This window comes from Mucilaginibacter sediminis (assembly GCF_051903035.1).
In the GTDB taxonomy this organism is placed as follows: Bacteria; Bacteroidota; Bacteroidia; order Sphingobacteriales; family Sphingobacteriaceae; genus Mucilaginibacter.
In genome coordinates, this window is the sequence record NZ_CP170602.1 from 2,848,317 (window position 1) to 2,860,931 (window position 12,615).

The 12,615-nt window shown below is 41.9% G+C and carries 16 protein-coding genes; 8 read left to right on the forward strand and 8 right to left on the reverse strand.

What is annotated here, in order from left to right; all coding sequences use genetic code 11:
• Positions 1-408 precede the first annotated feature (408 nt).
• The 6 genes from rpsL (at position 409) to ACFGVS_RS11220 (ending at position 4,731) form a co-directional block, all read left to right on the forward strand.
• Positions 409-831, forward strand: a complete 423-nt coding sequence (rpsL, locus tag ACFGVS_RS11195) for a 30S ribosomal protein S12 (protein ID WP_067190071.1) — start codon at positions 409-411, stop codon at positions 829-831.
• Between the two features lie 19 nt (positions 832-850).
• A complete protein-coding gene (gene rpsG / locus ACFGVS_RS11200; protein ID WP_090645082.1) occupies positions 851-1,318 on the forward strand; it encodes a 30S ribosomal protein S7 in 468 nt (155 codons plus the stop codon).
• 160 nt (positions 1,319-1,478) lie between these two features.
• The gene (fusA, locus tag ACFGVS_RS11205) at positions 1,479-3,590 is read left to right on the forward strand and encodes an elongation factor G (RefSeq protein ID WP_439698678.1); all 2,112 of its coding nucleotides are present in this window, start codon (positions 1,479-1,481) and stop codon (positions 3,588-3,590) included.
• A gap of 135 nt (positions 3,591-3,725) precedes the next feature.
• Complete coding sequence (rpsJ, locus tag ACFGVS_RS11210; RefSeq protein ID WP_022830652.1) at positions 3,726-4,031, forward strand: 30S ribosomal protein S10; 306 nt, start codon at positions 3,726-3,728, stop codon at positions 4,029-4,031.
• Positions 4,032-4,201: 170 nt separating this feature from the next.
• On the forward strand, positions 4,202-4,516 hold the full coding sequence (locus tag ACFGVS_RS11215) for a hypothetical protein (protein WP_439698679.1): 315 nt from the start codon (positions 4,202-4,204) through the stop codon (positions 4,514-4,516).
• A gap of 5 nt (positions 4,517-4,521) precedes the next feature.
• Positions 4,522-4,731, forward strand: a complete 210-nt coding sequence (locus tag ACFGVS_RS11220; protein WP_274212373.1) for a hypothetical protein — start codon at positions 4,522-4,524, stop codon at positions 4,729-4,731.
• Positions 4,732-5,032: 301 nt separating this feature from the next.
• Here ACFGVS_RS11220 and ACFGVS_RS11225 read toward each other — a convergent pair whose 3' ends face one another.
• The 4 genes from ACFGVS_RS11225 to ACFGVS_RS11240 all read right to left on the reverse strand — a co-directional run bounded on the left by ACFGVS_RS11225 (position 5,033) and on the right by ACFGVS_RS11240 (position 6,810).
• Positions 5,033-5,446 (reverse strand): VOC family protein, encoded by a 414-nt coding sequence (locus tag ACFGVS_RS11225; RefSeq protein ID WP_439698680.1) that lies wholly within the window; start codon positions 5,444-5,446, stop codon positions 5,033-5,035.
• Between the two features lie 85 nt (positions 5,447-5,531).
• Positions 5,532-5,888, reverse strand: a complete 357-nt coding sequence (locus ACFGVS_RS11230) for an MmcQ/YjbR family DNA-binding protein (protein WP_439698681.1) — start codon at positions 5,886-5,888, stop codon at positions 5,532-5,534.
• Positions 5,889-5,897: 9 nt separating this feature from the next.
• Positions 5,898-6,461 (reverse strand): hypothetical protein, encoded by a 564-nt coding sequence (locus tag ACFGVS_RS11235; protein WP_439698682.1) that lies wholly within the window; start codon positions 6,459-6,461, stop codon positions 5,898-5,900.
• 1 nt (position 6,462) lies between these two features.
• Positions 6,463-6,810, reverse strand: coding sequence for a VOC family protein (locus ACFGVS_RS11240; RefSeq protein WP_439698683.1), 348 nt, complete (start codon positions 6,808-6,810; stop codon positions 6,463-6,465).
• A 280-nt stretch (positions 6,811-7,090) separates the two neighbouring features.
• Between ACFGVS_RS11240 and ACFGVS_RS11245 the strand changes: the two genes are divergently transcribed.
• Both ACFGVS_RS11245 and pruA read left to right on the forward strand, forming a co-directional pair.
• Positions 7,091-7,285 carry a KOW motif-containing protein gene (locus tag ACFGVS_RS11245; RefSeq protein ID WP_274212368.1) on the forward strand — a complete coding sequence of 65 codons (195 nt, stop codon included), beginning with the start codon at positions 7,091-7,093 and terminating at the stop codon, positions 7,283-7,285.
• Positions 7,286-7,385: 100 nt separating this feature from the next.
• Positions 7,386-9,023, forward strand: a complete 1,638-nt coding sequence (gene pruA / locus ACFGVS_RS11250; RefSeq protein ID WP_439698684.1) for an L-glutamate gamma-semialdehyde dehydrogenase — start codon at positions 7,386-7,388, stop codon at positions 9,021-9,023.
• 123 nt (positions 9,024-9,146) lie between these two features.
• Here pruA and ACFGVS_RS11255 read toward each other — a convergent pair whose 3' ends face one another.
• From ACFGVS_RS11255 to ACFGVS_RS11270, 4 genes are all read right to left on the reverse strand, one after another.
• Entirely contained in the window at positions 9,147-10,148 is a 1,002-nt protein-coding gene (locus ACFGVS_RS11255) for a serine hydrolase domain-containing protein (protein ID WP_439699246.1), read from the reverse strand.
• A 298-nt stretch (positions 10,149-10,446) separates the two neighbouring features.
• Positions 10,447-11,133, reverse strand: a complete 687-nt coding sequence (locus ACFGVS_RS11260; protein WP_439698685.1) for a hypothetical protein — start codon at positions 11,131-11,133, stop codon at positions 10,447-10,449.
• 12 nt (positions 11,134-11,145) lie between these two features.
• Complete coding sequence (locus ACFGVS_RS11265; RefSeq protein WP_090467170.1) at positions 11,146-12,072, reverse strand: aspartate carbamoyltransferase catalytic subunit; 927 nt, start codon at positions 12,070-12,072, stop codon at positions 11,146-11,148.
• Positions 12,073-12,216: 144 nt separating this feature from the next.
• The gene (locus ACFGVS_RS11270; RefSeq protein ID WP_439698686.1) at positions 12,217-12,597 is read right to left on the reverse strand and encodes a four helix bundle protein; all 381 of its coding nucleotides are present in this window, start codon (positions 12,595-12,597) and stop codon (positions 12,217-12,219) included.
• Positions 12,598-12,615 lie beyond the last annotated feature (18 nt).

Genomic DNA, 12,615 nt, shown 5'->3' on the forward strand with positions numbered 1-12,615 from the left:
CCGAAGGTATTGCCATTATTTAGATAAAGGGCTTTTTCTCCCTATATCATTTTAAATATAACAGTAAACATTAATCAACTTAGTAACTGTCTCTGTACATCGGGGATTGCTTCGTTCCTCGCAATGACGGTAGTTTAAGCCATTTGATTAACTATATCTATTGCTCTTCACTACGATTTTTCTAGGTTTTACCAGATGGGTACTCGCCATGACGATGCTTCGAATAGCGTTTTCAATAACTCCCCATAACGCCTAAATTATCAATCAATTACCCACCCAACGCCCCTTCCATCCACCAAACCAACCCTTTACAAAACTTTTTCTATCCAATCCCTTGAAAATCAAAAAATACTCCGTACCTTTGCAGTCCTTAAAATAAGGATAAAACTGTAAATACAAAAAGGAAAAATGCCTACTATTCAGCAATTAGTTAGAAAAGGTAGAGTAGCTCTGGTTGACAAGAGTAAGTCGCCAGCGTTGGACAGCTGTCCACAGCGAAGAGGAGTATGCACACGCGTGTATACCACTACCCCTAAAAAACCAAACTCAGCAATGCGTAAAGTTGCCCGTGTGCGCTTAACCAACGGTAAAGAAGTAAATGCTTACATACCAGGTGAAGGTCACAACTTACAGGAGCACTCTATTGTTTTGATCCGCGGTGGTCGTGTTAAGGATTTACCAGGTGTACGTTACCACATCATCCGTGGTGCTTTGGATACGTCAGGTGTTGCCGGCCGTAACCAACGTCGTAGTAAATACGGAACAAAACGTCCTAAACCAGGTCAGGCAGCTGCACCTACCAAGGGCGCACCAGCTAAGAAGAAAAAATAATTAAGGAGGATAGAAAGCAATGAGAAAGTCAAAACCAAAAAAGAGAATTATCCTTCCTGATCCAAGGTTTAATGATACCCTGGTTACAAGGTTCGTAAATAACATGATGTATGATGGTAAAAAATCTACCGCATACGCTATATTTTATAATGCAGTTGATATTGTTGAAAAGAAAACCAGCGAAAGCGGTTTAGAAACCTGGAAAAAGGCTTTAAACAATGTTATGCCTGCAGTTGAAGTTAAAAGCCGTCGTGTTGGTGGTGCTAACTTCCAGGTACCAACCGAAGTTCGTCCGGAGCGTAAAATAGCTTTAGGTATGAAATGGTTAATCAGCTATGCCCGTCGTCGTGGTGAAAAAACCATGATGGAGAAATTAGCCGGCGAGATCATATCAGCAGCTAAAGGTGAAGGTGCAGCAGTTAAAAAGAAAGAAGATACGCACAAAATGGCTGAAGCCAACAAAGCGTTCTCTCACTTTAGATTCTAATTAGTGAATTATTGAATTAGTGAATTATTGATTAGATAACATTATGCTAATCAGTAATTCATTATTTCGCCAATCACTTTCTAAAAATATAAGTGAATGACTTAATTAGTGAAATTCAATTAAATCACTAATTCAATAAATCAATAACTCAATAATTACCATGTCAAGAGATCTAAGATTTACAAGAAATATAGGTATTGCCGCTCACATTGATGCCGGTAAAACTACCACTACCGAGCGTATACTTTACTATGCTGGTGTAAGCCACAAAATTGGTGAAGTACACGAAGGTGCAGCTACCATGGACTGGATGGCACAAGAGCAGGAACGTGGTATTACCATTACATCTGCTGCTACCACAGTTAACTGGAACTACAGAGGTCAAAAATACCATATCAACATTATTGATACACCGGGCCACGTGGATTTTACCGTTGAGGTAAACCGTTCACTGCGTGTATTAGATGGTTTGGTATTCCTTTTTAGCGCGGTTGATGGTGTTGAGCCACAATCAGAAACCAACTGGAGACTTGCAAATAACTATAACGTTGCCCGTATAGGCTTCGTAAATAAAATGGACCGTAGCGGTGCCGACTTTTTAAATGTTGTAAAACAGGTAAAAAGCATGTTGGGCAGCAACGCAGTGCCTTTGCAATTGCCAATTGGTTCTGAAGAGAAATTTCAGGGTGTGGTTGACTTAATTAACTGGAGAGGTATTGTTTGGAATGAGCATGATAAGGGCATGACCTTTACCGAAGTGCCTATCCCAGAGGATATGATTGAGGAAGCTACCGAGTGGAGAGAGAAATTATTGGAATCAGTTGCTGATTACGATGAAACCTTAATGGAGAAATTCTTTGAGGCGCCTGAATCAATTACCGAGCGCGAAATTTTGGATGCATTGCGTAAAGCAGTGTTAGATGCTAAAATTGTGCCTATGGTTTGCGGTTCATCTTTCAAAAACAAAGGTGTACAAACCATGCTTGATTACGTGATGGAATTATTGCCTTCACCAATGGATGTTGAAGGTATCATAGGCCATCATCCTGATACAGGCGAAGAGATTTTACGTAAACCATCTGAAAAAGAACCATTTGCAGCATTAGCGTTTAAAATTGCGACAGATCCTTTCGTAGGTCGTTTGTGCTTTATCCGCGTATACTCTGGTAACCTTGAGGCTGGTTCATATGTACACAACATGCGTTCAGATAACAAAGAGCGTATATCACGTATATTCCAGATGCATGCTAACAAGCAAAACCCTATCCCTAACGTAGGTGCAGGTGATATTGCTGCTGTAGTAGGCTTTAAAGATATTAAAACAGGCGATACCCTGTGCGACGAGAAACACCCGATCATACTTGAATCGATGCAATTCCCTGAGCCGGTTATCGGTTTGGCTATTGAGCCTAAAACTCAGGCCGATGTTGATAAATTAGGTATCGCTTTAGGTAAATTATCTGAAGAGGATCCAACCTTCCACGTAAAATCTGACGAAGAAACCGGTCAAACCGTTATTAGCGGTATGGGCGAGCTTCACTTAGATATCATCATGGACCGTTTGAAACGTGAGTTTAAGGTAGAGGTTAACCAGGGCGCGCCACAGGTTGCTTACAAAGAAGCAATTACAGGCAGTGTTCAGCACCGCGAAACTTACAAGAAACAAACCGGTGGTCGTGGTAAATTTGCCGATATCCAGGTTATACTTTCACCTAATGATGAAGGTAAAGAAGGTTTACAGTTTGTGAACGAAATTAGCGGCGGTGCAATCCCACGCGAGTTTATCCCATCTGTTGAAAAAGGCTTTGCTGCTTCAATGGCAAACGGTGTATTAGCCGGCTTCCCGTTAACCAGCTTAAAAGTACGTTTAATTGATGGTTCGTTCCACGCAGTCGATTCAGATGCGCTATCTTTCGAGTTAGCAGCTAAGATGGCTTACCGTGAGGCATTGCCAAGGTGTAAACCAGTATTGCTGGAGCCTATCATGAAAATCGAGATCCTTACCCCTGAAGAAAACATGGGTGATGTAATCGGTGACATGAACCGTCGTCGTGGCCAGCTGTTAGGTATGGATTCACGCGCAGGTGCCCAGGTTATTAAAGCAACTGTACCTCTTTCAGAAATGTTTGGTTATGTAACCCAGTTACGTACCATCACATCTGGCCGTGCTACTTCAACCATGGAGTTTGATCACTATGCTGAAGCACCACGTAACGTACAGGAAGAAGTAGTTGCCAAAGTAAAAGGCAAAAAAGCTGCTGCAAACGCATAAATCAATTAGTGAATTGGTGATTTAGTGAATGAGTGATTTTTATAATTCACTAAATCGCTAACTCACTAATTCACTCAATAAATAAATCAATTACTCTAATAAATAGCTCTTAGGGTAATCAAATTAAACAACAACATGAGCCAAAGAATCAGGATCAAATTAAAATCTTACGATTACAACCTGGTAGATAAATCTGCCGAGAAGATCGTAAAAACAGTAAAGCCAACAGGCGCTGTAGTTAGCGGACCACTTCCGTTACCAACCGAAAAGAAAATTTTCACCGTTTTACGTTCACCACACGTAAACAAAAAGGCACGTGAGCAATTTCAATTATGCTCATACAAGCGCTTATTAGACATTTACAGCTCGAACTCGAAAACTGTAGATGCCCTAATGAAGCTTGAGTTGCCAAGCGGCGTTGAAGTTGAAATCAAAGTTTGATAGATGCCCGGCCCACTGAAAGGTGTGGGACAACATAAAAAACACCATCCGGTTTCGGGTGGTGTTTTTTTATTTAAAGCGGCTTATATTTAGCTATGCAAAAGGGGCTTTTAATAATAGTAATTCTGCTTTTAAGTTTCGGATGTTCCGAAACTCACGGGATACGCAAAATGGCCGATGCATTAGGCAAGTGTGAAAAAAAATGGCAATACTCTAAATTAGACCACCCAATAAAAGGCATAGTTTTATTACATACCAAGGGATATTGCGGATATGCACATATCCATGCCAACACCGTTGTTATAATCAATAATGCCGATACTATTCGGATAGATGGACCTTGCTATACCGAAAATACAGCCATGTCTGATTCTGTACTCATTAGCCCTTATGAAACTGATGGAGTGATAGGAGCTATTGGCGATGGAAAATACGACTGTACTATCATGAAAACCTGCTATGGTATAATCAAAAAAATCAAATAGTTTTAATGAAATCTTACATCGCCTATCCAACGGAACAGCAAGCCAGGATCATGATAGCATTCTTTAAGGCGCTTGATATATCCTATGAACAAGTAGTTTCAGATGCTTTACCGCCAGGTGTTTTAGAGAACATCCAAAGAGGACAAGAAGACATAGCCGCAGGAAGAACAGTAAGTCTGGAAGAATTTAAGAAGCGATTAAGCTCCGCTAAATAAAGTCTTGTTACTTGATACTAACTACTTACTACTAAAAATGGCGATGCCTGCGACACGGGCTCTCTGCTCATACTGCGCAGGCCTTAGCCGCGTTGGCCGGTATCCGCACCGATCCCTATCGCGAAATTTTGTCTGAATCAGAATTTACAGAATTTAAGAATGAACAGAATTTTAATTCAAGGAAGTCTAATAATTTGACAAATAAAGTTCAGAAATATTCATTCTCAAATCTTCAAATTCTCAAATCTTCAAATAATTCTCCACCTGCACATCAAAAAATCTTACTACTTACTACTTACTACTAAGAAACATGTTGCGGCAACTGGCTCATATCCATATACGCAAACTCCCAAAGGTGGCCGTCAAGGTCCTGGAAACCCCAGCCGTACATCCAGCCATGGTCTTGCTTATCGTTTGGTGTGGTGGCGCCGGCGGCAACTGCTTTGGCAATCATTTCGTCGACAGCTTCGCGGCTATCCAAGGAGATGCAATTGATAGTTTCAGTTACTTTGGTTGCATCAGCAATTTCCTTTTTGGTAAAAGTTTTAAAGAAGGGCTCGGTTACCAGCATAAAGAAAATAGTATCGCTTATTACTAACGAACCAGCCATATCGTTGGTAAATTGCGGGTTGAAGCTATAGCCCAGGCTGGTAAAAAATTCGATGGATTTTTTAAGATCTTTAACAGGAAGGTTTACAAAAATTTGTGTTGCCATGATAGTTTGTTTTTAATGGTTATGATACAAATGTAGCCCCCCAATGTTAAAGTAATGCGGTGCAGATACGACAATTAAAGGGTGTTTATTCCCCGCCTGTATTAAGCTGTTTTTTTACTCTGGCCGGCAGCTTATCAGCTATAAGCCGGTACGATTGTTTGATATAAAACTCCCAGGCCTTATTGCTAAGGCAATTAATATCGGCTATATGCACCCATTTATAGCAGCCGATATAAGCTTGTGGCGAAAAGCATTCCTTTTGAAGGGTTTCTTCAAAGTCCTCATCCGGCACTTTAACCGATGCTGTTACCGGCACCGAATCGGGCCCTGTAAACAGGAAAGTTTTACCGCCAACGTTAAAACACAGGTGGTGATCCAGTTTGATATCTTCGGTAACACCGGGCAACTGATGGCAAATCGATTGAAGGGTTTCTATGGTCATGGTGCGATGTTAATCTGTATCATAATTATATTTTACAAACCTCTGCTTGCCGAAAGCGGCTTTATGATACACATCTTTGGTGTATTTTTTATCTTCCTGCACATCATCGTAGGATAATCCGGCATCGCGATGCAGCACAAAATCTTTCTTTACCAAATCATATTTAAAAGTGGTGAACCGGTTCCACCGATAGCGGCTGCCGCCATAATATTCCAGCGAAAAATACCGGCCTTTAATGGTTATCCCTTCAAACGGATCGCCAAACATGCCGCCGCAGCCTTTACAAAGCACCACGCTATCGTTACGGGCATAAAGCGATAAACTGCCATCTTTTTTACCCAAAAGTATCAGCAACGGCCTTGCTGTTTGGTCGCTATCTGTTTCGTGGTTATTTTTTAAAGCTAATACAATATCCGGATAGGTATCCTGGTTAAGGTCGCCGGTTTCATAGGCCAAAACAGCATAGTCCTTCGGTATAAACGGCCTCAGCTTAGCCGGGACAATCTTTTTTGATTGCGCAAAAGTTGAATTAACTATTATTAATAAACCGGGTAATACAAGCAGCTTTTTCATCTTACTTTTTATACAATTCAATTTTACGGCCGTCAGGATCAATAACTATCGCCATTAACCCAAATTCAGTTGATATCGGCTGTGATAAAAATACAATATTATTCTCCTTTAGCAATTCAATTGTTGTATCAAAATTATCTATCTCAAAACCTAAGCGCAGGCTTTTATCCGCTTCGGTTTGGCTTTTTGTAAGCGGATAAATTTCAATTACAGTTTCACCGACGGTGGCTGAATAATGGTAAGGAGAATCGCCATGTTTGTAGTATTCAAAAGCGAAACTTAATAACTCATAAAATTTGGCAAGCTTTTCTATATCACCTGTTCTGATGACTAATAGCTTTATTTTCATAATGAATAATTATTTCTACCCTTGTAAGATAGTCATTTCACTTGTTCCGGCGGCGTTATAAATCAGCCCATTTTTTTTCCATCTGCTCTTTTTATGCCCTATATTGGAACTGTTTACGGTGATATCAGCAATACATTAATTACTTTTAATCCAATTTACGGGCGACGAGGAAATAAGACTTATACGCTTAAACTTAAGTGGCGATACTCAAGGCGGGCCACGTTTAGCCTTGGATGGCTGAACGGGCGAGCATAGATTACCAACTAAACAAACAATAAATATGGCTACAGAAAACTTAAAAAATGGAGACGATTGTAAAGTTGTCGCCGGAACCCATGCCGGAAAATGCGGCAAAGTACGCGATATAAATACAAGCAAAACCGGGCACATTACCATTACCGTTGTACAAGAAAACGGCGACCGGTTTAAAACATTAGGAAAGAATGTAGTTGTGGTATCTCAAGAAAGTTCCTGAAATATAGACCCAACTCTACCCTATCAACATTTTGACACTCCCCTCACCCATCGTCAATCACAAAATACCTATCTTTGCCCCTATTAATTGACGACCCATTATGCTTAAAGGATTTTTTAATGTCCCGGCTCCTGTAAACGAGCCGGTTTTAAACTATGGACCCAGAAGTTTAGAGCGTGTAGCCCTCAAAGCCGCTTTAGACGAGGCCCGCGCACAACAGTTAGATATACCTATGTACATTGGCACGCAGGAATTACGCACCGGCACCAAGCTGGAAATTCGCCCGCCACATGATCATAAACACCTGTTAGCTACTTTTAGCGAAGGTGATGCCAGCCATGTAACTGCCGCTATTGATGCAGCCCTTGCCGCAAAAGCCGACTGGGAAAACCTGCCCTGGGAACAACGTGCCGCCATATTTTTAAAAGCTGCCGATTTAATTGCCGGCCCGTACCGTGCTACCATCAACGCGGCTACCATGCTCGGTCAATCAAAAAACGCTTACCAGGCCGAGATCGATTCGGCTTGCGAGCTGATAGATTTCCTGCGTTTCAACGTGGAGTACATGACCGAAATTTACAAGCAACAACCACCCGTATCGGGCAAAGGTGTTTGGAACCGTTTGGAACAACGCCCATTGGAAGGTTTTGTGTTTGCATTAACACCATTCAACTTTACGGCCATTGCCGGTAATTTACCTGCGTCGGCCGCCATGATGGGCAACGTTGTAGTTTGGAAGCCTGCATATACGCAGATTTATGCTGCAAACGTGATCATGAAAATATTCAAAGAAGCCGGTGTACCCGCTGGCGTTATCAACCTGATTTATGTTGACGGCCCGGTTGCCGGCGAAGTGATATTTAACCACCCCGATTTTGCAGGCATCCACTTTACCGGATCAACCAAGGTTTTCCAGAACATATGGCAAACTATTGGTACCAACATCCACAAATACAAAACCTACCCGCGCATTGTAGGCGAAACCGGTGGTAAAGATTTTGTGCTTGCCCACCCAAGCGCCAATGCCGACGTAGTGAGCACAGCCCTTGTTCGTGGTGCTTTTGAATACCAGGGCCAAAAATGCTCTGCGGCTTCAAGGGCCTACATCCCTGCCTCGTTATGGCCCGCGGTAAAGGCTAACATGCAGCGCGATATCACCTCATTTAAAATGGGCCCGGTTGAGGATTTTGAAAACTTTATCAATGCCGTTATCACCGAAGTATCGTTTGATAAGCTGGCCAAATACATTGATGCTGCCAAAACCGACGAAGGGGTTGAAGTTGTTGCCGGCGGCAGCTACGATAAAACCAAAGGCTGGTTTGTGGAGCCAACTGTATTAAAAGTTGATGACCCATACTATGTAACCATGTGCGAAGAGCTGTTTGGCCCCGTATTAACCATTTACGTGTACGAGGACGATCAATTTGATGAGGTGCTTAACATTGTAGATAAAACATCCATCTACGCGCTTACAGGCTCTATTATCTCGCAGGACCGTTATGCTATTGCCAAAGCAACTCAGCACTTACGCAACGCCGCAGGTAACTTTTACATTAACGATAAACCTACAGGTGCCGTTGTTGGCCAGCAGCCATTTGGCGGCGCCAGGGGATCGGGCACTAACGATAAAGCAGGTTCGATGATTAACCTATTGCGCTGGGTTTCTCCGCGCACTATCAAAGAAACTTTCGATCCGCCGACAGATTACAGGTATCCGTTTTTGGCTAAGGAATTATAAAAGAGGCCCCGCCCAAACCCTCCCCTGAAGGGAGAGGGCTTAAAAAAGCTAAGAGGTTGTATCTTTCGATGCAGCCTCTTTTTGTATTATGTATTACGTTTGAATATTGCCGGCGAAAGGCGCTTACTGCAACTTCTTCAAAATATTTACCCCAACCATATCTACTGTTTCGCCACAGTTTGATAATACCACAACGGCAAGGTTTTTCTCGCGGTTAAAGGCTAAAAACGAGCTGCTACCAAAGGTACCGCCGTTATGAAAAATGTATTCTACGCCATTAACGGTGATGATGTGCCAGGCCAGGCCCAGTTTAGCATCTTTTTTAAACGTTAGCTGGTGGGTTAATTCCATCGCTTTACCCAATTTATCATCCGGCGGATCCATATTGGCTTTAACATAGGTCAGCAAGTCGTTTACAGATGAATGTAAAGCCCCACAGGGCGCCAGGGCATCAAATTCCCATAAGGGGGTAACGTTGCCCTCGGCATTATAAACAATAGCTTCACGGGCCTGCAAGGCAGCTATTAAATATTGTGCTGTACTCTCCATTTTCAATGGTTTGCAAATCACATCGGCCACCAGTTGATCGTAAGTTTTACCGCTCACCTGCGCGAGTATGGTGCCCAACAGGCCAACGGCTAAATTGGAGTAAGCGTATTGTTCGCCCGGCACACTATTTAGCTTACAGGTTTTTAGATAAGCAAACAGCAGCTTTTTATTGTATAGCTTATAGGGATTAAGAGGATCGGTGTTGGCAGGCAAATTATCAGGCATCCGTTCCAGGCCAGAAGTGTGGTTGCTTAACGTAAGCAGTGTAATACCCTTTAAATTAGGATTAGCCGCCACAGAATCGGGCAGGTATTTAGTGATAGGGTCGCTCATTTTTAACTTGCCTTCGTTTACATAGTAGGCCAAAATAACCGATGTAAAAGTTTTGGTGATAGAGCCAATCTCGAAGATGGTATTAGCATCGGGCAGGTTACTTTTACCTTTCTCAGTTTCGCCGTAACCGTAAGTGCTTATGTTATTATCTTTTAAAACGCCAATACTCAGGCCGGCGGTATTGGCCTGTTCAATGTAAGGGGAAACAGACTCTGCTACCGCGTTATCTATGATGGTAAGCATTTTGTTTGACGTTGCAGCACGTTCTATCCGGTGGGCAGTAGCCTCTTTAAATGGCTGAAAAAGCAAAATATCAATCTTGTTAGCCTGGTCAAGGCCTATTAGCAATTGTAACGTAATGCTGTTGAATATAACTTTATAGGTAGCTACCTTATTATTTACAAAACTAACGAGCGATGATCCCTTGATTACACCCAGCGGAAACAGCTGCTTTTCGCTTACATTCCCGAAGGCAGTGCGGCTTAGCTGCGCTTTGAAGCTATCGCCCGCCAGGGCATATATGGAATCGGCCTGTTTGGCATTAAAGTAGCGTTTTACCAAAGCGAATACCGAATCGGTTTTGCGTTGCTGGATGCTTTGGGCAGATGCGGCAGATGAAATTATCGAAAATACGATGAGTATAATTAAACAATGGAGTGTTTTGGATTTCATCTTTAATAGTGTTAATATATTGTTCGTCAAGTAACATTTGTTGAAAGCCTTCGCTCAGTGGGTCGGTCAGTTTCATAAATCTGCCTTCATTATACGGCCATCTTATCCTATTTATTATAATACCGATTACAGCACCGGTTAGATACGTATAACCTATAAACGCAAACATGTTTCCAGGCTCATTAACAAGGTTTTGAAACTTAACTATAGATGTGGCTATCAGCAGGATGCTTATGCCCAACCATAAATAAGCCTCCAGAATTATGCCGCCATCAGTGATGCAATATAACCACAAGCCTTTTTTGCGGATCTCATCCCACTGTTTAACAAAATTGATATTATAAATATCATCCGGCGTAAGGCCTTTGGCTTTTAAGCGATTGATGTAAGATTGCTTTGCTTCGTAATGATAATAATCACGGGCTATAGATAACAGAAAAAAAAACGGTATATATAACGAATGATCAAAGTATACCAACAGTAAAACGAAAGGAAGGGCAATAATAGTGCTTTTATAATTCGATCTGATGAATGATTTAAGCAACTTCCCCTTCATTTTTTAAGGTCGTTATGGTGTTTGTCCAGCCAGCAGGTACAGCACCGCCATCCGCACAGCCACACCATTCTCTACCTGGTCTAATATAATAGATTGCTTGCTATCTGCTACGTCACTCGTAATTTCCACCCCTCGATTGATAGGACCTGGGTGCATTACCGTAATCTCTTTGTCCAACGAATCAAGTATAGTTTTATTGAGTCCAAATAGCATGGTATATTCCCTTAACGACGGGAAGTATTTAATATCCTGGCGCTCCAGCTGGATACGTAACATGTTGGCAACGTCACACCAGTTTAAGGCTTTGATCAGGTTATGCTCCACTTTAACACCTAACGAGCCAATATATTTAGGGATCAGCGTTGTGGGTCCGCACACCATTACCTCGGCACCCAATTGTTTAAGGCAAAGGATGTTTGAAAGCGCTACGCGCGAATGCAAAATATCTCCCACAATCACCACCTTTTTGCCGGCTACATCTCCATATTTTTCGCGGATAGAAAAGGCATCCAGTAAGGCCTGCGTAGGGTGTTCATGCGCGCCGTCGCCCGCATTCACTATCTGGGCCTTTACATGTTTAGACAAGAAGATGCCGGCTCCTGCGTACGGGTGGCGCATTACCACCATATCTACCTTCATGGCCAGGATGTTATTTACCGTATCTATCAAGGTTTCGCCCTTGCTTACCGACGACGATGATGCCGCGAAGTTCACCACATCTGCCGAAAGGCGTTTCTCTGCCAGCTCAAACGACAAACGGGTACGGGTGGAGTTCTCAAAAAATATATTGGCAATGGTTACATCGCGCAAAGAAGGCACTTTCTTTATCGGTCGGTTTAAAACAGATTTAAAGGTATCAGCCGTTTCAAATATCAACTCAATATCTGCCCGGTTTAAATCTTTTATGCCTAATAAGTGCCTTGTGCTTAGTCCTGCCATTTTCTTTTGATTTCGGATTTCGGATTTATTTCAATTTCGGATTTCGGATGTTCGATTTCGGATTTTTGATTTTTGATTATCCAATTCGCGATTGTCCGATTTCGGATTTTGATTGTCCGATTTCTAATTCTCTGATTTCAGAATTTATTTTTTTATTTCCAATTTATTAAGCCGTTGCTTCTCTTTTGCAGTTTTACCTATGGCGGTAAATATTGCTGTGAGTTCATTGGCTTCTTTCTTTAATGCCAATATACTGTTTGAATCCACAAGTCCTGATTCTTCCATTAACTCCAACCAGTAGATAGATTCGTCAGCTTCCTCTTCAACAATTATTATCTTATTTATAAAATCAGCAGTCGATTTCCATTTACATGCCGACCTGTAATTTGCCCCAACAGATGTAGCACATCTTATGAGTTGGTTTGATAAAATATCCAATGAACGATTTCGGGGAAGTCCTTCTATAAACTTAATTACATCGATAGAAAATTTACTCGTTCTTCGTTTTAGTTCTATTTTATCCATCTATGCAAATCAAAAATC

What these genes read in the sequence shown, in the direction of transcription:
- rpsL (WP_067190071.1), top strand. Translation starts at nt 409, where the DNA reads ATGCCTACTATTCAGCAATTAGTTAGAAAAGGTAGAGTAGCTCTGGTT.
- rpsG (WP_090645082.1), top strand. Translation starts at nt 851, where the DNA reads ATGAGAAAGTCAAAACCAAAAAAGAGAATTATCCTTCCTGATCCAAGG.
- fusA (WP_439698678.1), top strand. Translation starts at nt 1,479, where the DNA reads ATGTCAAGAGATCTAAGATTTACAAGAAATATAGGTATTGCCGCTCAC.
- rpsJ (WP_022830652.1), top strand. Translation starts at nt 3,726, where the DNA reads ATGAGCCAAAGAATCAGGATCAAATTAAAATCTTACGATTACAACCTG.
- ACFGVS_RS11215 (WP_439698679.1), top strand. Translation starts at nt 4,202, where the DNA reads ATGGCCGATGCATTAGGCAAGTGTGAAAAAAAATGGCAATACTCTAAA.
- ACFGVS_RS11220 (WP_274212373.1), top strand. Translation starts at nt 4,522, where the DNA reads ATGAAATCTTACATCGCCTATCCAACGGAACAGCAAGCCAGGATCATG.
- ACFGVS_RS11225 (WP_439698680.1), bottom strand. Translation starts at nt 5,446, where the DNA reads ATGGCAACACAAATTTTTGTAAACCTTCCTGTTAAAGATCTTAAAAAA.
- ACFGVS_RS11230 (WP_439698681.1), bottom strand. Translation starts at nt 5,888, where the DNA reads ATGACCATAGAAACCCTTCAATCGATTTGCCATCAGTTGCCCGGTGTT.
- ACFGVS_RS11235 (WP_439698682.1), bottom strand. Translation starts at nt 6,461, where the DNA reads ATGAAAAAGCTGCTTGTATTACCCGGTTTATTAATAATAGTTAATTCA.
- ACFGVS_RS11240 (WP_439698683.1), bottom strand. Translation starts at nt 6,810, where the DNA reads ATGAAAATAAAGCTATTAGTCATCAGAACAGGTGATATAGAAAAGCTT.
- ACFGVS_RS11245 (WP_274212368.1), top strand. Translation starts at nt 7,091, where the DNA reads ATGGCTACAGAAAACTTAAAAAATGGAGACGATTGTAAAGTTGTCGCC.
- pruA (WP_439698684.1), top strand. Translation starts at nt 7,386, where the DNA reads ATGCTTAAAGGATTTTTTAATGTCCCGGCTCCTGTAAACGAGCCGGTT.
- ACFGVS_RS11255 (WP_439699246.1), bottom strand. Translation starts at nt 10,148, where the DNA reads ATGCTTACCATCATAGATAACGCGGTAGCAGAGTCTGTTTCCCCTTAC.
- ACFGVS_RS11260 (WP_439698685.1), bottom strand. Translation starts at nt 11,133, where the DNA reads ATGAAGGGGAAGTTGCTTAAATCATTCATCAGATCGAATTATAAAAGC.
- ACFGVS_RS11265 (WP_090467170.1), bottom strand. Translation starts at nt 12,072, where the DNA reads ATGGCAGGACTAAGCACAAGGCACTTATTAGGCATAAAAGATTTAAAC.
- ACFGVS_RS11270 (WP_439698686.1), bottom strand. Translation starts at nt 12,597, where the DNA reads ATGGATAAAATAGAACTAAAACGAAGAACGAGTAAATTTTCTATCGAT.